At 73.6% G+C, this 19,415-nt stretch carries 20 protein-coding genes; 13 read left to right on the plus strand and 7 right to left on the minus strand.

The genetic code is table 11. The annotated features are described in order from the left end of the window. Positions 1 to 103 precede the first annotated feature (103 nt). Positions 104 to 295 carry a hypothetical protein gene (locus NPS70_RS05965; protein WP_256522944.1) on the plus strand — a complete coding sequence of 64 codons (192 nt, stop codon included), beginning with the start codon at positions 104 to 106 and terminating at the stop codon, positions 293 to 295. A 222-nt stretch (positions 296 to 517) separates the two neighbouring features. Here the strand turns inward: NPS70_RS05965 and NPS70_RS05970 are convergent, their stop codons facing one another. Continuing rightward, complete coding sequence (locus NPS70_RS05970) at positions 518 to 811, minus strand: MTH1187 family thiamine-binding protein (RefSeq protein ID WP_256522945.1); 294 nt, start codon at positions 809 to 811, stop codon at positions 518 to 520. After that, entirely contained in the window at positions 808 to 1,155 is a 348-nt protein-coding gene (locus NPS70_RS05975) for a DUF3817 domain-containing protein (RefSeq protein ID WP_256522946.1), read from the minus strand. Before NPS70_RS05975 ends, NPS70_RS05970 begins: the two co-directional genes overlap by 4 nt. 176 nt (positions 1,156 to 1,331) lie before the next feature. Between NPS70_RS05975 and NPS70_RS05980 the strand changes: the two genes are divergently transcribed. From NPS70_RS05980 to NPS70_RS05995, 4 genes are all read left to right on the plus strand, one after another. Continuing rightward, positions 1,332 to 1,964, plus strand: coding sequence for an AIM24 family protein (locus tag NPS70_RS05980; protein ID WP_256523076.1), 633 nt, complete (start codon positions 1,332 to 1,334; stop codon positions 1,962 to 1,964). Continuing rightward, on the plus strand, positions 1,964 to 2,614 hold the full coding sequence (locus tag NPS70_RS05985; protein ID WP_256522947.1) for an AIM24 family protein: 651 nt from the start codon (positions 1,964 to 1,966) through the stop codon (positions 2,612 to 2,614). Before NPS70_RS05980 ends, NPS70_RS05985 begins: the two co-directional genes overlap by 1 nt. Next, positions 2,614 to 3,396: an AIM24 family protein gene (locus NPS70_RS05990; protein ID WP_256522948.1), complete on the plus strand. Its 783-nt coding sequence runs from the start codon at positions 2,614 to 2,616 to the stop codon at positions 3,394 to 3,396. The genes NPS70_RS05985 and NPS70_RS05990 overlap by 1 nt, the downstream gene beginning before the upstream one ends. Positions 3,397 to 3,520: 124 nt before the next feature. Then, positions 3,521 to 3,997, plus strand: a complete 477-nt coding sequence (locus NPS70_RS05995) for a MarR family winged helix-turn-helix transcriptional regulator (RefSeq protein WP_256522949.1) — start codon at positions 3,521 to 3,523, stop codon at positions 3,995 to 3,997. 71 nt (positions 3,998 to 4,068) lie between these two features. Here NPS70_RS05995 and NPS70_RS06000 read toward each other — a convergent pair whose 3' ends face one another. Both NPS70_RS06000 and NPS70_RS06005 read right to left on the minus strand, forming a co-directional pair. Next, complete coding sequence (locus tag NPS70_RS06000; protein ID WP_256522950.1) at positions 4,069 to 5,499, minus strand: HAMP domain-containing sensor histidine kinase; 1,431 nt, start codon at positions 5,497 to 5,499, stop codon at positions 4,069 to 4,071. Next, on the minus strand, positions 5,496 to 6,161 hold the full coding sequence (locus NPS70_RS06005) for a response regulator transcription factor (protein WP_256522951.1): 666 nt from the start codon (positions 6,159 to 6,161) through the stop codon (positions 5,496 to 5,498). Before NPS70_RS06005 ends, NPS70_RS06000 begins: the two co-directional genes overlap by 4 nt. Positions 6,162 to 6,277: 116 nt before the next feature. Between NPS70_RS06005 and NPS70_RS06010 the strand changes: the two genes are divergently transcribed. Further along, positions 6,278 to 6,676: a PepSY domain-containing protein gene (locus NPS70_RS06010; RefSeq protein ID WP_256522952.1), complete on the plus strand. Its 399-nt coding sequence runs from the start codon at positions 6,278 to 6,280 to the stop codon at positions 6,674 to 6,676. A 31-nt stretch (positions 6,677 to 6,707) separates the two neighbouring features. On the opposite strand, the gene meaB is transcribed toward NPS70_RS06010, so the two are convergent. Together meaB and NPS70_RS06020 are read right to left on the minus strand one after the other, a co-directional pair. Then, the gene (gene meaB, locus NPS70_RS06015; protein ID WP_256522953.1) at positions 6,708 to 7,664 is read right to left on the minus strand and encodes a methylmalonyl Co-A mutase-associated GTPase MeaB; all 957 of its coding nucleotides are present in this window, start codon (positions 7,662 to 7,664) and stop codon (positions 6,708 to 6,710) included. 112 nt (positions 7,665 to 7,776) lie between these two features. Next, positions 7,777 to 8,979: an acetyl-CoA C-acetyltransferase gene (locus NPS70_RS06020; RefSeq protein ID WP_256522954.1), complete on the minus strand. Its 1,203-nt coding sequence runs from the start codon at positions 8,977 to 8,979 to the stop codon at positions 7,777 to 7,779. 143 nt (positions 8,980 to 9,122) lie between these two features. On the opposite strand from NPS70_RS06020, the gene mce reads away from it, so the two are divergent. From mce to NPS70_RS06055, 7 genes are all read left to right on the plus strand, one after another. Continuing rightward, positions 9,123 to 9,551, plus strand: a complete 429-nt coding sequence (gene mce / locus NPS70_RS06025) for a methylmalonyl-CoA epimerase (RefSeq protein ID WP_256522955.1) — start codon at positions 9,123 to 9,125, stop codon at positions 9,549 to 9,551. A gap of 168 nt (positions 9,552 to 9,719) precedes the next feature. After that, the gene (scy, locus tag NPS70_RS06030) at positions 9,720 to 13,682 is read left to right on the plus strand and encodes a polarized growth protein Scy (protein WP_256522956.1); all 3,963 of its coding nucleotides are present in this window, start codon (positions 9,720 to 9,722) and stop codon (positions 13,680 to 13,682) included. Between the two features lie 282 nt (positions 13,683 to 13,964). Then, a complete protein-coding gene (locus NPS70_RS06035; protein WP_256522957.1) occupies positions 13,965 to 14,903 on the plus strand; it encodes a cellulose-binding protein in 939 nt (312 codons plus the stop codon). 144 nt (positions 14,904 to 15,047) lie between these two features. Continuing rightward, positions 15,048 to 16,025: an ABC transporter ATP-binding protein gene (locus NPS70_RS06040; protein ID WP_256522958.1), complete on the plus strand. Its 978-nt coding sequence runs from the start codon at positions 15,048 to 15,050 to the stop codon at positions 16,023 to 16,025. A 3-nt stretch (positions 16,026 to 16,028) separates the two neighbouring features. Beyond that, a complete protein-coding gene (locus tag NPS70_RS06045; RefSeq protein ID WP_256522959.1) occupies positions 16,029 to 16,808 on the plus strand; it encodes an ABC transporter permease in 780 nt (259 codons plus the stop codon). Positions 16,809 to 16,946: 138 nt separating this feature from the next. Beyond that, positions 16,947 to 18,089: an ABC transporter ATP-binding protein gene (locus NPS70_RS06050; RefSeq protein WP_256522960.1), complete on the plus strand. Its 1,143-nt coding sequence runs from the start codon at positions 16,947 to 16,949 to the stop codon at positions 18,087 to 18,089. Beyond that, positions 18,086 to 18,916 carry an ABC transporter permease gene (locus NPS70_RS06055; RefSeq protein WP_256522961.1) on the plus strand — a complete coding sequence of 277 codons (831 nt, stop codon included), beginning with the start codon at positions 18,086 to 18,088 and terminating at the stop codon, positions 18,914 to 18,916. Before NPS70_RS06050 ends, NPS70_RS06055 begins: the two co-directional genes overlap by 4 nt. Before the next feature lie 9 nt (positions 18,917 to 18,925). Here NPS70_RS06055 and NPS70_RS06060 read toward each other — a convergent pair whose 3' ends face one another. After that, positions 18,926 to 19,255, minus strand: coding sequence for an ATP/GTP-binding protein (locus NPS70_RS06060; RefSeq protein WP_256522962.1), 330 nt, complete (start codon positions 19,253 to 19,255; stop codon positions 18,926 to 18,928). Positions 19,256 to 19,415: the final 160 nt, after the last annotated feature.

Raw genomic sequence — 19,415 nt, forward strand, 5'->3', positions numbered from 1 at the left:
AGACCCTTCGGCCCCTTCACCGGGCATTGCCACTAGGGATCGCACTGGGCCGCGGACCGCGCCAGGGGAAGGATCGCCGTACCGACAGAGAGGACGGCGAAACATGGCGACCGGAGACACCACCGACGCACGCCGGTGGGAGTACACGACCTACGCACCGAAGGGTGAGCGGTGCTCCGCGTGCCTGCGGCCGATCCGGTCGCTGGAGCGAGTGCACCGGGCCGCGACGCCCGGGCCTCCGGGCCCGGCCGCGGCCGTCTACCGCCACACCGCCTGCCCGGCGGAGGACGGGTGAACTCCCGGGCGGCGGAAGGAAGGACCCTTCTCACGCTGCGCGTCTCCCGCGACGGCGGCCGCACCTACGGCCCCCCGCGCACGGTGACCGGCGCCGACACCCTGCCCCCGCTCCTCACGGCCACCTGGCCCCCCTGCCGGTGCCCCCGCTGCCGCCGCGGAGGGCGGCGGCCCTGACGGGTGCGCCGAGCCCGGGCCCGCCGTGCGGGCCCGGGGTGCGACGTCACCCGGAGAGGTGACGCTCCACGGTCTCCACCTTGGAGGTGAGCCCGTCGGTGACGCCCGGGCGGATGTCGGCCTTCAGCACCAGGGAGACGCGCGGGGCGCGGGCCTCGACGGCGGCGACGGCGCGCCGGACGACGTCCATCACCTCGTCCCACTCGCCCTCCACGGAGGTGAACATCGCGTCCGTGCGGTGCGGCAGGCCGGAGGCGCGGACGACCCGCACGGCGTCGGCCACGTACGCGCCGACGTCCTCGCCCACCCCGAGGGGCGTGACGGAGAAGGCGACGATCACGCGGCGTTCACCGTGCCCTCGCGGCGGGCGCGGGAGGCGATGACCGCGGCGTCCGCCTCGCGCTTGAGCCTGCGGTCGGCGTAGAAGCCGCCGAACGGGATCACGGAGGCGGCGAAGTAGAGCGCGGCCGTCTTCAGGTCCCACTTGGTGCGGTTCCAGGCGTCCAGCCAGAACAGGACGTACAGGACGAAGAGGATGCCGTGGATCGCGCCCATGACCGGGACCGCGTTGAACTCCGTGGTGCGCTTGAGGACCGAGCACACCAGGAGCAGGAGGAAGGAGACGGCCTCGGGGGCCGATACCAGGCGGAGGCGGTGGAGGGACGAGGCGGTCTTGATGTCCACGTGAGGCACCTTCGACGTCGGGGGTGGGCATGGCGGGGCAGGGCGATCTTGTGAATCGATGCACAAGCGCCCGGACCATTGTGGCAGTCCACTTTGCCAAGCCTTTGTCAGGGTCCGGATCCTCCCTGAGGACCCTGTTCCGGCCCCGTGTCTGCCGCTACCTTCCTTCCGTGGCAATGTTCCGACTGCAAGGCAGCAAGGTGCTGGCCGTCGACATGACGGGCGACAGCGTCAAGGCGAAGAACGGCTCGATGGTGGCCTACGAGGGCCAGATGGCCTTCAAGAAGATGACCGGCGGGGGCGAGGGCCTGCGCGGCATGGTCACCCGGCGGCTCACCGGCGAGCAGATGACGGTGATGGAGGTGAGGGGGCAGGGCACCTGCTACTTCGCCGACCGCGCGAGCGAGATCAACCTGGTGCGGCTGACCGGCGACACCCTCCACGTGGAGGCGGGCAACCTGCTGTGCACCGACGGCGGCCTGCGCACGGGCACCACCTTCACCGGGTTGCGCGGCGCCTCCCAGGGCACCGGCCTGTTCACCACCACGGTGGAGGGCACCGGTCAGGTCGCGATGATGTCCGACGGGCCGGCGGTGGTGCTGCGGGTCACGCCCCAGTACCCGCTGTCGGTCGACCCCGGCGCCTACATCGCGCACCAGGGGAACCTGCGCCAGGACCTCCAGTCGGGCGTGACCTTCCGCACGTTCCTCGGCGAGGGCGGCGGCGAGGCCTTCCAGATCCGCTTCGAGGGCGACGGCCTGGTGTACGTCCAGCCCAGCGAGCGCACCACTGCGGGAGGGGACCTCTGATGCCGTTCCGCGAGGTCAACTCCAAGATGGTCGAGGCGGCCGTCAGCCCCGGGCAGAAGCTGTTCTCCCAGCGCGGCGCGATGCTCGCCTACCGGGGGGACGTCTCCTTCACGCCCAACATCCAGGGCGGCCAGGGCGGCGTGATGTCGATGATCGGCCGGCGGGTGGCGGGCGAGGCCACGCCGCTGATGACGGTCGAGGGCAGCGGCACGGTGATGTTCGGCCACGGCGGGCACCACATCCAGGTGATCCAGCTGAGCGGGGACACGCTCTGCGTGGAGGCGGACCGCCTGCTGGCCTTCGACGGGACCCTCACCCAGGGGACCCTGTTCCTGGGCGCCCAGGGCGGGGTCATGGGCATGGTCCGGGGCCAGGTCACCGGGCAGGGGCTGTTCACCACCACGCTGAAGGGCCACGGCGCGGTCGCGGTGATGGCCCACGGCGGGGTGATCGAGCTGCCGATCACCCCGGGCAGGCCGGTGCACGTCGACCCGCAGGCCTACGTGGCCCATCACGGCGACGTGCGCAACAAGCTCTCCACCGCGCTCGGCTGGCGCGACATGGTGGGGCGCGGTTCCGGCGAGGCGTTCCAGCTGGAGCTCAGCGGGAGCGGTGCCGTGTACGTCCAGGCATCGGAGGAGAAGCTGTGATGAGCACGCCCGTCGTCCACGACCCCACCACGCTGCCGAGCGACGACAACGTCGACTCCTACACCTTCTGCGTCGAGCTCAAGGGGAGCCCCTGGTTCCTGCAGAAGGGCAAGATGATCGCCTACTACGGGAGCATCGAGTTCAACGGGATCGGCCACGGCCGCCTGGACCGGCTGCTGCGGACCTCCTTCCACTCCCCGCTGCACGCGGGCGACTGGGTGGTGGCCGAGGGCAGCGGGAAGATGCTGCTGGCGGACCGGGCCTTCGACGTGAACTCCTTCGACCTCGACGAGGGGAACCTGACGATCCGGGCGGGCAACCTGCTCGCCTACCAGCCCTCCCTGTCGCTGAAGCAGTCGATCGTGCCGGGGTTCCTGACCCTGATCGGGACCGGCAAGTTCGTCGCGGCCTCCAACGGCCCGGTGGTGTTCATGGAGCCGCCGCTGCGGGTGGACCCCCAGGCGCTGGTGGGCTGGGCGGACTGCCCGTCGCCGTGCCACCACTACGACCACGGCTACATGTCCGGCATCCTGGGCGGCCTGCGGTCGCTCACGGGCATCGGCGGGACCTCCGGCGAGGAGCACCAGTTCGAGTTCGTGGGCGCCGGCACGGTCCTGCTCCAGTCGACGGAGTTGCTGATGGCGGAGCAGCCGACAGGGGCCATAGGGGGAGAACCGGGCGTTCCGGGTGGCCACGGGTTCCCGGGAGGGGCTGGTCAGCAGGGTTCCGTACCGCGCCTTCCCGGCCAGCTCGGGGACCTCCAGCGCCGCTTCGGCCTGTGAGCGGTAGTCTGCGGAGTGTGACGTCGAACGTCTGCACCCCTGGCGACGTGGCCGGTGAGAGGGTGCCGGACGCCACATTCAGGGACTTCGTCCATTTTTCAACTTCTTAGGATAGTATCGCTCTATGGAGACCGAGACGGCCACCCCCTGGCTGACCGACGACGAGCAGTGCGCCTGGCGCACCCATCTGGAAGTCAACAAGCTGTTGATGCACCAGCTCGAAAAGGACCTCCAGCCGTTCGGCCTGACCAACAACGACTACGAGATCCTGGTCAACCTCTCGGAGTCCGAGGGCCGCCGGATGCGCATGAGCGACCTCGCCGCGGCGACGCTCCAGTCCAAGAGCCGGCTCTCGCACCAGATCACCCGCATGGAGAACTCCGGCCTGGTCCGCCGCGAGCACTGCGAGTCCGACCGCCGGGGCCTGTACGCCGTCCTCACCGACGACGGCGTCGCCACCATGCAGAAGGTCGCACCGCACCATGTGGCCTCCGTGCGGCAGCACTTCATCGACCTGCTGGGGCCCGGCTCCCTCGACGAGCTGCGCGCCGCGCTCACGCCCGTCGCCGAGCACCTGCGCGGCAGCCGCGGCAGGCTCTGAACCGGCGGCGGCCCGCCCGGAGCGGGCCGCCGGCCGCGCCGCCGCGGCGGGGGCGCGCCCCCGGGCCCGCCTCAGCCGCCGTGCGGCACCGCGCCGCGGCGGCCCGCCGGCAGCCGCAGCTCGAAGCGCGCCCCGCCCAGCGGGGAGTCCGCGACGGACAGCGCCCCGCCGTGGCGGCGGGCCACGTCCCGGGCGATCGCCAGCCCCAGTCCGGCTCCGCCCTCGTCCCGGCTGCGCGCGTCGTCCAGGCGCACGAACCGCTCGAAGATCCGCTCCCGCTCCCCCGGCGGCACCCCGTCTCCGTCGTCCTCCACCACCACCGCGACTCCCCCGCCGCGCACCGGGCGCACCGAGAGGCGGACCACGTGCTCGGCGTGGCGCTGGGCGTTGTCCAGCAGATTGCCCACCACCCGCGCCAGCTGCGAGCGGGAGCCCTCGGCCTCCGTGCCGTCCGGGGCGTCCACCTCGACGGGCACCCGGCCCCCCGGGCGGGCCGCGGCCGTCTCCCGGACCATCTCCGCCACGTCGAAGCGGGTCCGTCCGGGCCGCTCCCCCGCGTCCAGCCGCGCCAGCAGCAGGAGGTCGGCGGCCAGTTGCTGCAGGCGGACGGTGTCCTCCACCGCCCCCGGCACGTCCAGGAGCCCGGGGTGCGCGGCGCCCACCTCCAGCTGCGTCCGCAGCGAGGCGATGGGGCTGCGCAACTCGTGCGAGGCGTCCGCCACGAAGCGCCGCTGGCGCTCCACCGAGGCCTTAAGCGCGGCCAGCGTCTCGTTGGTGGTGCGCGCGAGGCGGGCCACCTCGTCGCGGGAGGCGGGCTCCGGCACCCGGCGGGACAGGTCCTCGGAGGCGGTGATCGCCGCCATCTCCCGGCGGATCCCCTCCACCGGGCGCAGCGCCCGCCGGGTCACCAGCCAGGTCACGGAGCCCACCACGACCAGCAGCACCGGCAGACCCACCAGCATCGTGTCGCGCACCGTGTCCACCGCGTCCTGCTCGGTGGTCAGCGGCGCCCCCGCGTGCACCGTGTACGTCCTGCGGTCGCCCGCGGTCACGAGCACGGCGGCGAAGCGGTAGTCGGCGCTGTCCCCGTCCACGGTCGCCCGGCCCGAGGTGAAGCGCGGCTCCTCGGTGGAGACCTCGCCCCGGGCGGGGTCGTCATCGTCGTCGTCCCCGTCCCCGACCGGGGGCAGCGGGCGGGCGCGCACCTGGGTGCTGGAGGTGCCGGAGACCGCCTCCAGCTGGTCGCTCACCGCCACCACCCGGCCGTCGGCGGCCACCACCTGCACCGGGCGCTCCTCCTCGTCCGGCAGCTCCAGCCGGTCGGGCGGCACGTCCAGCGCGATCTGCGAGGCGACCTCGCGGGCCGCGACCTCGGCCTGGAGGTCGGTCTGGTCGATGAGGTTCTGCCGCAGCACCAGCAGGACCGCCGCCCCCGCGGCGACCAGGGCGACGGCGACGACCAGGGTGGCGCCCAGGGCGGCCCGCGCCCGGACCGACCTCACGGCGCCGCCACCAGCCGGTAGCCCGCGCCCCGCACGGTCTGGATCCGCCCGGCCCCCAGCTTGCGGCGCAGGGCCGAGACGTACACCTCCACGATGTTGGGGTCGCCCTCGTAGGCGAAGTCCCAGACGTGCTCCAGGATCTCGGGCTTGCCCACGACCTCGCCCGCCCGGCGGGCCAGCTGCTCCAGCACGGCGAACTCCTTGGCCGTCAGGGCCGCCTCCGTCTCGCCGCAGTGGACCCGGCGGGCGGCCGTGTCCACCCGCAGGTCGCCGACCGCCAGCACGGGGGACGCGCCCGGCCGGGCGCGGCGGCGCAGCAGCGCGCGGACCCGCGCGAGGAGCACCACGTAGGAGAAGGGCTTGGTGAGGTAGTCGTCGGCACCGGTGTCCAGGCCCTCGGCCTCGTCGTACTCGCCGTCCTTGGCGGTGAGCATCAGGATCGGCACGTCGTGGCCGGCGGCCCGCAGGGCGGCGCAGACGCGGTAGCCGTTCATGCCGGGGAGCATGATGTCGAGCACGACCAGGTCGTACACGCCCTCGGCGGCGCGGTGCATGCCCTCGGCCCCGTCGTGGACCACGTCCACGGCGAACCCCTCGGCGGTCAGTCCCGCCGCGAGCGACAGGGCCAGCCGCTTCTCGTCCTCCACGATCAGCAACCTCATGGGGCAAGGGTCGCAAACCGGCGCTGAAGATCCCTTCAGGTGGCTTCAGCGCCGCTTCAGCCGGACGGGGGAAGGGTGGTGAGACGTCAGTCCGGCCCATCCCCACGGGAGGAACCATGAAGCGCAGCATCGTCCTCGCCACCGCCGCGGCGGCCCTGCTCCTCGGCGGCGGCGCCTACACGGCGGTGGCCGTGACCTCGGACGACGGACGGCCGGAGCCGTCCCGGCCCTCGGCGGACACCCGCTCGGGGGAGGCGGACAAGCAGCACGGGGGCGACGCGGACGACCGCGCGGAGCGGGAGGCCCTGCGCGGCGCCGCGGTGGACGTCCGCGAGGCGGTGGGCGCGGCGCTCGCCGCCCATCCGGGCGCGGCCGTCGCCTCCGTCGAGTTCGACGAGCGGGACGACGACGGCCCGGCGCACTGGGAGGTCGAGCTCTGGGACGCCGAGGGGCGGGAGCTGGAGGTCACGGTGGACGCCCGCTCCGCCGAGACGGCCTCGCGGACCGGGGACTGAGCGGCCCCGGCCGCCGCCCCCGGTCCGGGGCTCAGGAGGCCGTGAGGGACTCGACCAGTTCGTCGGCGGCACGGTAGGGGTCCAGCTCGCCCGCCACGATGCGCTCCGCCAGGGCACCGAGCCGGCGGTCGCCGTGGAGGTCCCCGATGCGCTCGCGCAGGGCGGTGACCGCGATCGTCTCCACCTCGGTCGCCGCCCGGCGGCGGCGGCGCTCGGCGAGCACCCCGTGCTCCTCCATCCACGCCCGGTGCTTCTCCAGCGCCTCGACCAGTTCGTCCACGCCCTCGGCGCGGGCGGCCACCGTCTTCACGATGGGCGGGCGCCAGTCGCCCGGGCCCCGGGCCTCGCCGAGGCCCAGCATGTGGTTGAGCTCGCGGGCCGTGGCGTCGGCGCCGTCCCGGTCCGCCTTGTTGACGACGTACACGTCGCCGATCTCCAGGATGCCCGCCTTCGCCGCCTGGATGCCGTCGCCCATGCCGGGCGCGAGCAGCACCACGGAGGTGTCGGCCTGCGAGGCGATCTCGACCTCCGACTGGCCCACGCCGACGGTCTCGACCAGCACCACGTCGCAGCCGGCGGCGTCCAGCACACGGATGGCCTGGGGGGCGGACCAGGCCAGCCCGCCGAGATGACCGCGGGTGGCCATCGAGCGGATGTAGACGCCCGGGTCGGAGGCGTGGTCGGACATCCGCACCCGGTCGCCCAGCAGCGCGCCCCCGGAGAAGGGCGAGGAGGGGTCGACCGCCAGCACGCCGACCCGCTTCCCGGCCTTGCGGTAGGCGCTGACCAGGGCCGAGGTCGACGTGGACTTCCCCACGCCCGGCGATCCCGTCAGGCCGACCACGTAGGCGCCGCCGGTCAGCGGGGCCAGCGCGGCCATCACCTCGCGGAGCTGCGGGGACGCCCCCTCCACCAGGGAGATCAGCCGGGCCACGGCGCGCGGCCTGCCCTCTCGTGCCTGGGCGACCAGCTGGGCGACGTCCACCATGACTCCTGCACTCCTTACGGGACCGGACGCGGGCGGCCGCGACCGGGACGGGGGTATCTCTTCCCGGCTCCTCCCGGCCGCACGCCGCCCGCGCGGCCGGGAGCTGGCGGCGTCAGGCGCCGGGGACGCGGAGGATCAGCGCGTCGCCCTGGCCGCCGCCGCCGCACAGTGCCGCCGCGCCGGTGCCGCCGCCGCGGCGCTTGAGCTCCAGCGCCAGGTGGAGCACGAGCCGGGCGCCGGACATGCCGATCGGGTGGCCGAGGGCGATGGCACCGCCGTTGACGTTCACCTTGTCGAAGGAGACACCCAGCTCCTTGGCCGACTGGTGGGCGACGGCGGCGAAGGCCTCGTTGATCTCGATCAGGTCGAGGTCGGAGACGGCAAGGCCCTCCTTCTCCAGCGCGTGGGCGATGGCGTTGGCCGGCTGGGACTGCAGGGAGTTGTCCGGGCCCGCGACGTTGCCGTGGGCGCCGATCTCGGCGATCCAGTCGAGCCCCAGCTCCTCGGCCCGGGCCTTGCTCATCACGACCACGGCGGCGGCGCCGTCGGAGATCTGGGAGGAGGTCCCGGCGGTGATGGTGCCGTCCTTGGCGAAGGCCGGGCGCAGCTTGCCGAGCGTCTCGACGGTCGTCTCGGAGCGGATGCCCTCGTCCTTGGCGAACAGGACCGGGTCGCCCTTGCGCTGCGGGATCTCCACCGGGGTGATCTCGGCCTCGAAGAGGCCGTTCTTCTGCGCGGCGGCGGCCCGCTGGTGGGAGGCGGCGGCGATCTCGTCCTGCACCCCGCGGGGGATGCCGAGGCGGGTGTTGTGCTTCTCGGTCGACTCGCCCATGGCGACCTTGTCGAAGGAGTCCGTCAGACCGTCGTGGGCCATCGAGTCGAGCATCTCGACGGCTCCGTACTTGTAGCCCCCGCGGGAGCGGGGCAGCAGGTGCGGGGCGTTGGTCATGGACTCCTGGCCGCCGGCGACGACCACGTCGAACTCGCCGGCGCGGATCAGCTGGTCGGCCAGGGCGATCGCGTCCAGGCCGGAGAGGCAGACCTTGTTGACGGTGAGCGCGGGGACGTTCATCGGGATGCCCGCCTTGACGGCGGCCTGGCGCGCGGGGATCTGGCCCGCCCCCGCCTGGAGCACCTGCCCCATGATCACGTACTGGACCTGGTCGCCGCCGATGCCCGCACGGTCGAGGGCGGCCTTGATGGCGAAGCCGCCGAGGTCGGCTCCGGAGAAGGACGAGAGCGAGCCGAGCAGACGGCCCATGGGCGTGCGGGCACCCGCGACGATCACGGAAGTGGTACCGGTCGTTCCAGACATGTGCGCGATCCCCTTTCAGCCGGAGCTGAGGAGTGAACGAGGGTTTACTTCAATGTACTGAGCGGTACCGGTCCAGGTCACCGGCGAGCCGGTGTGACGGCGCGCACGTTGCGTAACGGGCCCGCGAACGCTGCACTGAGGGAATGCTGACGCGAATCGACCACATCGGGATCGCCTGCTTCGACCTCGACAAGACCGTCGAGTTCTACCGGGCGACATACGGCTTCGAGGTGTTCCACAGCGAGGTCAACGAGGAGCAGGGCGTCCGGGAGGCCATGCTCAGGATCAACGGGACCTCGGACGGCGGAGCCTCCTACATCCAGCTGCTGGAACCCACCCGGGAGGACTCCGCCGTGGGCAAGTGGCTGGCCAGGCACGGTGAGGGCGTGCACCACATCGCCTTCGGCACGGCGGACGTGGACGGCGACGCCGAGGCGATCCGCGGCAAGGGCGTACGCGTGCTGTACGACGAGCCGCGCACCGGTTCCATGGGATCGCGCATCACCTTCCTGCATCCCAAGGACTGCCACGGCGTGCTGACCGAACTCGTCACCTCTGCAACGGAGCACTGACCCACCCATTCCCGGCCCGGTAGAGTGGGCCGTTCCGGGCCGGGGCCGGGTTCGGGGCCGTGCCGCGTCCCCGTCGTCGATCTGTCACCATTTCCCCGGGGGGCCGTTCGCCGTCGGACGGTGCTCGTTCGGAGACAGTTGCGACCAGGGGACGGATGGGACCGCGTAGTGCGGGGCTACGAACGCCAGGAGAGCCACCGAGCTGACGAAGACCACCTCTCGCGGTTCGAAGCCGAGATGGACCGGCTGAAGACCGAGCGGGAGAAGGCCGTCCAGCATGCCGAGGACCTCGGCTACCAGGTCGAGGTGCTGCGCGCCAAACTGCACGAGGCGCGGCGCAACCTCGCCTCCCGTCCCGCCTACGACAACGGCGATCTCGGCTACCAGGCCGAGCAGTTGCTCCGCAACGCCCAGGTCCAGGCCGAGCAGATGCGGGCCGACGCCGAGCGGGAGCTGCGCGAGGCCCGCGCCCAGACGCAGCGCATCCTGCAGGAGCACGCCGAGCACCAGGCCCGGCTCCAGGCCGAGCTGCACGCCGAGGCGGTGCAGCGCCGGCAGCGGCTCGACCAGGAGCTCGCCGAGCGCCGCCAGACCGTCGAGTCGCACGTCAACGAGAACGTCGCCTGGGCCGAGCAGCTTCGCGCCCGGGCGGAGTCCCAGGCCCAGCGCCTGGTGGAGCAGTCCCGGGCGGAGGCCGAGCAGGCCCTCGCCACCGCCCGCGCCGAGGCCACCCGGCTGACCGAGGAGGCCCGCCGCCGCCTCGGCAGCGAGGCGGAGAGCGCGCGGGCCGAGGCCGAGGCGCTGCTGGTGCGGGCCCGCAAGGACGCCGAGCGGCTGCTCGGCGCGGCCTCCAGCCAGGCGCAGGAGGCGACGGCCCACGCCGAGCAGCTGCGCTCGGCGACGACCGCCGAGTCCGACCAGGCCCGCCGGCAGGCGGCCGAGCTCAGCCGGACCGCCGAGACGCGGATGCAGCAGGCCGAGGAGCGACTGCGCGAGGCCCGCACCGAGGCGGAGAAGCTGGTGGCGGAGGCGAAGGACTCCGCCGCCAAGCAGCTCGCCTCCGCCGAGTCGGTCAACGAGCAGCGCACCCGCACGGCGAAGGCGGAGATCGCCCGGCTCGTCGGGGAGGCGACCAAGGACTCCGAGGCGCGCAAGGCGGAGGCCGAGCAGGCGCTCGACGACGCCCGCGCGGAGGCGGAGAAGCTCGTCGCGGAGGCCGCCGAGAAGGCCCGGACCGCCGCGGCCGAGGACTCCGCCGCCCAGCTCGCCAAGGCGGCGCGGACCGCCGAGGAGGTGCTGACCAAGGCCTCGGACGACGCCAAGGCCACCACCAGGGCGGCCGCCGAGGAGGCGGAGCGCATCCGCCGCGAGGCCGAGGCGGAGGCGGACCGGCTGCGCGGCGAGGCGGCCGAGCAGGCCGACCAGCTCAAGGGCGCGGCCCAGGACGACACCAAGGAGTACCGCGCCAGGACCGTCGAGCTCCAGGAGGACGCGCGCCGGCTGCGGGGCGAGGCCGAGCAGCTGCGCGCGGAGGCGGTCGCCGAGGGCGAGCGCATCCGGGGCGAGGCCCGTCGCGAGGCCGTCCAGCAGATCGAGGAGGCCGCCAGCACCGCCGAGGAGCTGCTGACCAAGGCCCGCACGGACGCGGACGAGCTGCGGGCCAAGGCCGCGGGCGACAGCGAGAAGGTCCGCACCGAGGCCATCGACCGCGCCAGGGCGCTGCGCCGGCAGGCCGAGGAGACGCTGGAGCGGACCCGCGCCGAGGCCGAGAAGCTGCGGGCCGAGGCCGAGGAGCAGGCCGAGACGGTGCGCTCCGGGGCCGAGACGGACGCGGCGGAGGTGCGCCGGGAGGCCGAGCGGCAGGCGGAGGCCCGGCAGACCGAGGCGGCCGAGGAGCTCGACCGGCTGCACGCGGAGGCCGCGTCCCGGCTGTCGGACGCGGACGCGCGTCTCGCCGAGGCGCGCGCCGAGGGCGAGCGGATCCGGCGGGAGGCGGCCGAGGAGACGGAGCGGCTGCGCACCGAGGCCGCGGAGCGCCTGCGGGCCCTGACGGAGCAGGCGGAGCAGGATGCCGAGCGGCTGCGCACCGAGGCGGCGGGCGACGCCTCGGCCTCGCGGGCGGAGGCGGAGGCCCTCGCGGTGCGGCTGCGCAGCGAGGCCGCAACCGAGGCGGAGCGGCTCAAGACCGAGGCGCAGGACACCGCCGACCGGGTGCGTGCCGAGGCGGCCGCGGCCGCCGAGCGGGTCGGCACCGAGGCGGCCGAGACGCTCGCCGCGGCCCAGGAGGAGGCGGAGCGGCGCCGCCGGGCCGCGGAGGAGACCCTGCGCTCCGCGCGGGAGGAGGCCGACGAGGAGCGCGACCGCGCCCGCGAGCAGAGCGAGGGGCTGCTGGGCTCGGCCCGCAAGCGGGTCGAGGAGGCGCAGGCCGAGGCGCAGCGCCTGGTCGAGGAGGCGGACGCGCGGGCGACCGAGATGGTCTCCGCCGCGGAGCAGACCGCCCAGCAGGTGCGCGACGCGGTCAGCGGGCTCCAGGAGCAGGCCGAGGAGGAGATCGCCGGTCTGCGCAGCGCCGCCGAGCACGCGGCCGAGCGCACCCGCACCGAGGCGCAGGAGGAGGCGGACCGGGTCCGCTCCGACGCCTACGCGGAGCGGGAGCGGGCCTCCGAGGACGCGGCGCGGCTGCGCGAGCGGGCGCAGGAGGAGACGGAGGCGGCCAAGGCGCTCGCGGAGCGGACCACGGCCGAGGCCCTGGCGGAGGCCGAACGGCTGCGCACCGAGGCCGGGGAGTACGCCCAGCGGGTGCGCACGGAGGCCGCGGACTCGCTGGCGACCGCCGAGCAGGACGCCTCGCGCACCCGGGCCGGGGCCCGGGAGGACGCCAACCGGATCCGCTCGGAGGCGGCCGCCCAGGCGGACCGGCTGGTCGGCGAGGCGAGGTCCGAGGGCGAGCGGCTGGGCGCCGAGGCCGCGGAGCTGCGGGCCGAGGCCGACGCGGAGGCCACGCGCCTGCTGACCGAGGCGGAGCAGCTCAGGGCGGAGGGCGAGGCCGAGGCCGAGCGGCTGCGCGAGACGGCGCTCACCGAGCGCGAGGAGCTGCTCGACGAGGCCCGGCAGGCGGCCGACAAGCGGCGTGCGGACGCCGCCGAGCAGGCCGACCTCCTTCTCACCGAGGCGGGCACGGAGGCGGAGCGGCTGCGTGCCGAGGCGGCGGAGACGGTGGGCTCCGCCCAGCGGGCCGCCGAGCGGATCGCGGCCGAGGCCCGGAAGGTGCGCGCCGAGGCGGAGGCCGCGGCCGAGGAGCTGCGCAGCGAGGCACGCGCCGAGGCGGACCGGGTGCTGGACGAGGCGCGCGAGGCGGGCGCCAAGCGCCGGGCCGACGCGGCCGAGCAGGCCGACCAGCTGATGGCCAAGGCCCAGCAGGAGGCGCTGCGGGCGGCCACCGAGGCCGAGGAGCGGGCCGACACCATGGTGGGCGCGGCCCGCAAGGAGGCCGAGCGCCTGGTGTCGGAGGCGACGGTCGAGGGCAACTCGCTGGTCGAGAAGGCCCGCACGGACGCGGACGAGCTGCTGGTCGGTGCCCGGCGGGACGCGGCCGCCATAAGGGAGCGGGGCGAGGAGCTGCGGGCCCGGGTGGACGCCGAGGTGGAGGAGCTCCACGAGCGGGCGCGGCGGGAGACCGCGGAGCAGATGAAGACTGCCGGGGAGCGGGTCGACCAGCTGGTCAAGGCGGCCGAGGAGCAGCACGCCGAGGCCGAGGCGAAGGCCAAGGAGCTGCTCTCGGACGCCAACACCGAGGCCAGCAAGGTGCGGATCGCGGCCGTGAAGAAGGCGGAGGGCCTGCTCAAGGAGGCCGGCGCCAAGAAGGCGGAGCTGGTCACCGCGGCCGAGCGGGTGAAGGCCGAGGCGGAGGAGGAGGCCGAGCGCCTGGTCGAGGAGGGCAGGCGCGAGCTGGAGGTCCTGGTGCGCCGGCGCGAGGACATCCAGGCGGAGATCTCCCGTGTCCAGGACGTGCTGGAGGCGTTGGAATCCTTCGAGGCCCCCGACGGCAAGGGCAAGAACGGATCAGGGGCGGTCAAGGCGGGGGCCACCGCGGGGACCACCCGATCGGGTGGCAAGTCTTCCGACGGCTAGCCACTCAAAAGGCTGGACATTCTCCAGATCAAACGGGCATCCGCTCGATGACACGCCGGTTCGGCCCCTAGGATTCCTTCTTAGGGGCTGTCCGGCGGGCCTTGGTCGGGTCCGCGGCGCCCGGCACGGTACCTCGCCGTGTCGCCGAAACGCTCGGACGGTCTTCGGCTGTTGGAGCGTTCCGGCGCCCTGCGATGCACCGCACCGGCACACGGCGGCCTTCCGACCCCGGCCCGTCGGACAGCCCCTGACACCTCACCGGTCTCATTCGACAGGAACCCCATGAGCGACACTTCCTCCCCCTTCGGCTTCGAGCTCGTGCGGCGTGGTTACGACCGCGGTCAGGTTGAAGAACGGATCACCAAGCTGGTCGCGGACCGCGACGGCGCCCTGGCCCGGATCACCTCTCTGGAGAAGCGCATCGAGGAGCTCCACCTCGAGACGCAGAACGCCCAGGCCCAGGTGAACGACGCGGAGCCGTCGTACGCCGGTCTCGGTGCGCGCGTCGAGAAGATCCTCCGCCTCGCCGAGGAGGAGGCCAAGGACCTGCGCGAGGAGGCCCGCCGCGCCGCCGAGCAGCACCGCGAGCTCGCCGAGTCCGCCGCCCAGCAGGTGCGCAACGACGCCGAGTCCTTCGCGGCGGACCGCAAGGCCAAGGCCGAGGACGAGGGCGTCCGGATCGTCGAGAAGGCCCAGGGCGAGGCGCAGGCGCTGCGCACCGAGGCCCAGAAGGACGCCCAGTCCAAGCGCGAGGAGGCGGACGCCCTCTTCGAGGAGACCCGGGCCAAGGCCGCCCAGGCCGCCGCCGACTTCGAGACCAACCTGGCCAAGCGCCGCGAGCAGTCCGAGCGCGACCTGGCCTCCCGCCAGGCCAAGGCGGAGAAGCGCCTCGCGGAGATCGAGCACCGCGCGGAGCAGCTGCGCCTGGAGGCCGAGAAGCTGCGCACGGACGCCGAGCGCCGGGCGCGCCAGACGGTGGAGACGGCCCAGCGCCAGGCCGAGGACATCGTGGCCGACGCGAACGCCAAGGCCGACCGGATCCGCAGCGAGTCCGAGCGCGAGCTCGCCGCGCTCACCAACCGCCGCGACTCGATCAACGCCCAGCTGACCAACGTCCGCGAGATGCTGGCCACGCTGACCGGCGCGGCGGTCGCCGCGGCGGGAGCCCCGGCGGACGACGAGTCGATCACCCGCGGGGTGCCCGCGCAGCAGACCCGCTGACGCGGCGTCCGAAGACGCGCGCGGTGCCCGGTGCCCCCGTCGGGGCGCCGGGCACCGGCGCGTTGTGTCCGGTTTCCACACACAGGTCCCAGATGCCCGTCGAACCCGGTGGCGCGGGCCGCCCTGCCCCCGTAGGTTGAACGCATGATCGAGCTCGACGGACTCACCAAGCACTTCGGCCGCAAGGTCGCCGTGGACCGTCTCTCCTTCACCGTCCGCCCGGGCATGGTCACGGGCTTCCTCGGCCCCAACGGTGCCGGCAAGTCGACGACGATGCGCATGATGCTCGACCTCGACAACCCCACGAGCGGGACGGTGCGGATCGACGGGCGCCACTACCGGCAACTCGACGAACCCCTCAGGACGATCGGCGCCCTGCTCGACGCGAAGGCGATGCACGGAGGGCGCAGCGCGTACAACAACCTCCTGTGTCTCGCCCAGGCGAACCGGATCCCCGAGCGCCGGGTCTCCGAGGTGCTGGACATCGTCGGGCTCTCCGCGGTGGCGAAGAAGAAGTCCAAGGGCTTCTCCCTCGGCATGGGGCAGCGGCTGGGCATCGCCTCGGCGCTGCTCGGCGACCCGGAGATCCTGATGTTCGACGAGCCGGTCAACGGTCTCGACCCGGAGGGGATCCACTGGATCCGCACCCTGATGAAGGCACTCGCCCAGGAAGGGCGGACGATCTTCGTCTCCTCCCATCTGATGAGCGAGATGGCCCTGACGGCGGATCATCTGATCGTCATCGGCCAGGGGCGGCTCCTGGCCGACACCTCCATGGCCGACTTCATCCACAGGAACTCACGCAGCTACGTCCGGCTGCGCACTCCCCAGCGCGAGCAGTTCCTGGACGCGCTGAGCGGCGCCGGACTCGCGGCGGCCGAGGCGCAGGACGGCGTGCTGGAGGTCGACGGCTCCACGACGGAGGCGCTCGGGGAGCTCGCCGCCGAGCACCGCATCGTGCTCCACGAGCTCAGTGCGCAGCGCGCCTCGCTGGAGGAGGCGTTCATGCAGATGACCGCGGGCTCCGTGGAGTACCACGCGCACTCGGCCGACGCCGCACCGGCGCCGCCGCCCACCGGTCCCGCCGCCCCGCAGTGGGCCCCGCGCAACGAGGGAGCCTGACCCATGGCATCCGTACCCGCCGTGCTCCAGTCCGAGTGGACGAAGATCCGTACGGTCTCCTCGACCATCTGGACCCTGATCAGCGCCTTCGCCGTCACCCTGGCCATGAGCGCCGCCCTGTCCGCGCTGATGAACGCCACCTTCGACGACCTCTCCGAGGCCGAGCGGCTGACCTTCGACCCCACGTTCGTCAGCTTCTCGGGACTGATCCTCGGCCAGCTGGCCATGGTCGTCTTCGGCGTGCTGGTGGTCGGCACCGAGTACAGCTCGGGCATGATCCGCACCTCGCTGGCCGCGGTGCCCCAGCGGGCCACCTTCCTGTTCAGCAAGATCACCGTGGCCGGGGCACTGGCCCTGCTGGTCGGCATGGTCACCAGCTTCCTGACCTTCTTCGTCAGCCAGGCGCTGCTGGGAGAGCACCGGACCACCCTCGGCGAGGAGAACGTGCTGCGCGCGGTCTTCGGCGGCGGGCTGTACATGGGGCTGATCGCCCTGTTCTCCATGGGCGTCGCCGCGATGCTGCGCAGCTCGATGCTGTCGCTGGGCATCCTGATGCCCTTCTTCTTCCTGGTCTCCCAGATCCTCAGCGCCGTCCCCGGGGCCAAGGAGGTCGCCCGGTACTTCCCCGACCAGGCCGGGGCGAAGATCATGCAGGTCGTGCCGAACGCGCTGGACAGCGACGAGGCGCCCTACGGTCCCTGGGGCGGCCTCGGGATCATGGTGCTCTGGGTGGCCGCCTCGCTGATCGGCGGCTACCTGGTCCTGAAGAAGCGGGACGCCTGACGACCCGCGGACGACCGGCCTGGCCCCTTCGGGGCTTGGCCGGAACCGCGGGCGCACGGCTATCCTCCTGATGCATACGGGGGGCGCACGCCGGCACGGCCACGGGCCCCGACGACCGACAGTCGATGGGGCTGGACAATGATCGAGGCAGTCGGCCTGACGAAGCGCTACGGCGCCAAGACGGCCGTGTACGACCTTTCCTTCCAGGTGCGGCCCGGCGCCGTCACCGGGTTCCTCGGACCCAACGGCGCGGGCAAGTCCACCACCATGCGCATGATCCTCGGCCTCGACCAGCCGACGTCCGGGCACGTCACGGTCTGCGGCAGCCCCTACCGGCAGCTGCCCAACGCGCCCAGGCAGGTCGGCGCGCTGCTGGACGCCAAGGCCGTCCACGGGGGGCGCAGCGCGCGCAACCACCTGCTGTCGCTGGCGCAGCTCTCCGGCATCCCCGCCCGGCGGGTGGACGAGGTGCTCGGCGTGGTGGGCCTTCAGGAGGTGGCCAAGCGGCGCTCGGGCGGCTTCTCGCTCGGCATGGGCCAGCGGCTCGGCATCGCGGCCGCCCTCCTCGGCGACCCCCAGGTGCTCCTCTTCGACGAGCCGGTCAACGGCCTGGACCCGGAGGGCATCCTCTGGGTGCGCAACCTGATGAAGCAGCTGGCCGCGGAGGGCCGCACCGTCTTCGTCTCCTCCCATCTGATGAGCGAGATGGCGCTCACCGCCGACCACCTGATCGTGATCGGGCGGGGTCAGCTGATGGCCGACATGAGCGTCAGGGACTTCATCGCCCACAACTCCGCCGGCTTCGCCCGCGTCCGCACCCCGCAGGGGGACCCCGGGCAGCGGGAGAAGCTGTCCGCCGCCCTGACCGGGGCCGGCGGGCAGGTCCTGCCCGAGCAGGACGGCGCGCTGCGGGTGACCGGTCTGGCGCTCCCGAGGATCAGCGACCTGGCGCACGAGGCGGACGTCCGGCTCTGGGAGCTCTCGCCGCACCAGGCGTCCCTGGAGGAGGCGTACATGCGGATGACCCAGGGCGCGGTCGACTACCGGTCGACGGACGACCAGAAGGAGGGGCTGCAGCCGGACCAGCAGCCCGGCGGCCCGGCGCCGCTCCCCCACGTGCCCGAGGTGCCGCAGCAGGGCTGGTACGCCCCGCCGCCCCCGGCGACGTCGCCCCCGGGGCAGCCGGCCTCCGCCGTCACCGCCCCCGAGGCGCCCGCGGACGCCGCCGCGAGCCGGCCGCCCGCCGCCACCGACCCGACCCAGTCCGAGGACCCGCGATGACCACCCCCCACCAGCAGCCGGCCGCCCCCGCGGCGTCCTACACCTCGCCGATCCCGATCCGCCGGGCGCACCTGGGCGACGCCCTCGCCTCGGAGTGGACCAAGATCCGTTCCGTCCGCTCGACGATGTGGACGCTCGGAGTGATGGTCCTGCTGATGACCGTCATCGGTCTGGGCCTCGCCGCCCTGGTGACCGCCGTGGGCGAGCCGGCGCCGACGGACGAGTCGGTCCTGGGCCTGGGCGTCTTCGGCGCGCTGACGGGTTCGATCTGCGTGATCACCCTCGGGGCGCTGACCGTCACCTCCGAGTTCGGCACCGGCATGATCCGCACCACCCTGACCGCCTGCCCGAGCCGGGCCCGGGTCCTCGCCGCCAAGGCACTGGTCTTCTTCGTCCTGGCCTTCACCGCCGCGCTGGTGACGGTGGGCCTGGTCGCGCTGTGCCAGGTGGCCATGGTGGACGGCCGTGAGCCGACCGGCGAGGAGTGGCTGCTGGGGACCGTGGGCGTCTCGCTGTTCGTCGCCCTGCTCGGGCTGACCTCCCTCGGCGTCGGCGCCGTGGTCCGCCACTCGGCCGGGGCGATCACCATCATGCTCGGCCTGATGCTGCTGCCGCTGGTGGCCGGCTTCTTCATGCTGGGCTCCTCCGCGCTCCAGGACGTCAGCGAGGTGCTGCTGGAGTACTCGGTCCCCGCACAGCTGATCGGGGTCTACGGCGAGGCCGCCGGCTCGGGGCCCGCCGGCTGGGGGGCCGTGGCGACCATGCTCGGCATCGCGGCCGTGGCCCTGGGCGCGGGCTTCGCCGCGATCGGCGCCCGGGACGTCTGAGGCCGGGGCTCAGTAGCGCGGCGCGTTGCGGGACCGCTGCACCGCGGTGGTGCGGCGGTCCCTCGCGTTCCAGCACGCCTTGTGCCAGTGGCGGCGGTCGTCCACGCCGCCGTGCTCGGGCCAGGCGACCACGTGCGGGACGCCCGAGGGGATCTCCTGGTCGCATCCGGGGCAGCGGTAGGTCTTCCCCGTCGCCCCCGCTCCCGGCACATGGCGCACCGACCAGTCCTCGCCCCGCCAGCTCTCGCTGCGCCCGAAGCCGCCGTACCGGTCCGTGCGCTCCTCTGCGTACGCGGCTTCCTTGTCGCCGCCTCGGGGGCGGTTGCGGCGCGGGGACACGTCTCACCTCGGGTGTTCGGCGGTGCAGGTGCACTCCAGGTTAGGGCCTCCCACCAGGCTGCCGGGATCGCGCCGGGCACCCTCCCACGGTCGGTTACCGGACAATCGCAACAACTTCGCGTCCGGCCGTGCCTTTGGCACGTGTCAGGCGTTGTTGCCG

Source organism: Streptomyces sp. C10-9-1, assembly GCF_024497955.1.
GTDB lineage: Bacteria > Actinomycetota > Actinomycetes > Streptomycetales > Streptomycetaceae > Streptomyces > Streptomyces sanyensis.

What these genes read in the sequence shown, in the direction of transcription:
- meaB (WP_256522953.1), bottom strand. Translation starts at nt 7,664, where the DNA reads ATGGTGGACGTCGCCCAGCTGGTCGCCCAGGCACGAGAGGGCAGGCCG.
- NPS70_RS06035 (WP_256522957.1), top strand. Translation starts at nt 13,965, where the DNA reads ATGAGCGACACTTCCTCCCCCTTCGGCTTCGAGCTCGTGCGGCGTGGT.
- NPS70_RS05985 (WP_256522947.1), top strand. Translation starts at nt 1,964, where the DNA reads ATGCCGTTCCGCGAGGTCAACTCCAAGATGGTCGAGGCGGCCGTCAGC.
- NPS70_RS05990 (WP_256522948.1), top strand. Translation starts at nt 2,614, where the DNA reads ATGAGCACGCCCGTCGTCCACGACCCCACCACGCTGCCGAGCGACGAC.
- NPS70_RS06005 (WP_256522951.1), bottom strand. Translation starts at nt 6,161, where the DNA reads ATGAGGTTGCTGATCGTGGAGGACGAGAAGCGGCTGGCCCTGTCGCTC.
- NPS70_RS06055 (WP_256522961.1), top strand. Translation starts at nt 18,086, where the DNA reads ATGACCACCCCCCACCAGCAGCCGGCCGCCCCCGCGGCGTCCTACACC.
- NPS70_RS06020 (WP_256522954.1), bottom strand. Translation starts at nt 8,979, where the DNA reads ATGTCTGGAACGACCGGTACCACTTCCGTGATCGTCGCGGGTGCCCGC.
- NPS70_RS06040 (WP_256522958.1), top strand. Translation starts at nt 15,048, where the DNA reads ATGATCGAGCTCGACGGACTCACCAAGCACTTCGGCCGCAAGGTCGCC.
- NPS70_RS05965 (WP_256522944.1), top strand. Translation starts at nt 104, where the DNA reads ATGGCGACCGGAGACACCACCGACGCACGCCGGTGGGAGTACACGACC.
- NPS70_RS05995 (WP_256522949.1), top strand. Translation starts at nt 3,521, where the DNA reads ATGGAGACCGAGACGGCCACCCCCTGGCTGACCGACGACGAGCAGTGC.
- NPS70_RS06010 (WP_256522952.1), top strand. Translation starts at nt 6,278, where the DNA reads ATGAAGCGCAGCATCGTCCTCGCCACCGCCGCGGCGGCCCTGCTCCTC.
- NPS70_RS06050 (WP_256522960.1), top strand. Translation starts at nt 16,947, where the DNA reads ATGATCGAGGCAGTCGGCCTGACGAAGCGCTACGGCGCCAAGACGGCC.
- NPS70_RS05980 (WP_256523076.1), top strand. Translation starts at nt 1,332, where the DNA reads ATGTTCCGACTGCAAGGCAGCAAGGTGCTGGCCGTCGACATGACGGGC.
- mce (WP_256522955.1), top strand. Translation starts at nt 9,123, where the DNA reads ATGCTGACGCGAATCGACCACATCGGGATCGCCTGCTTCGACCTCGAC.
- NPS70_RS06045 (WP_256522959.1), top strand. Translation starts at nt 16,029, where the DNA reads ATGGCATCCGTACCCGCCGTGCTCCAGTCCGAGTGGACGAAGATCCGT.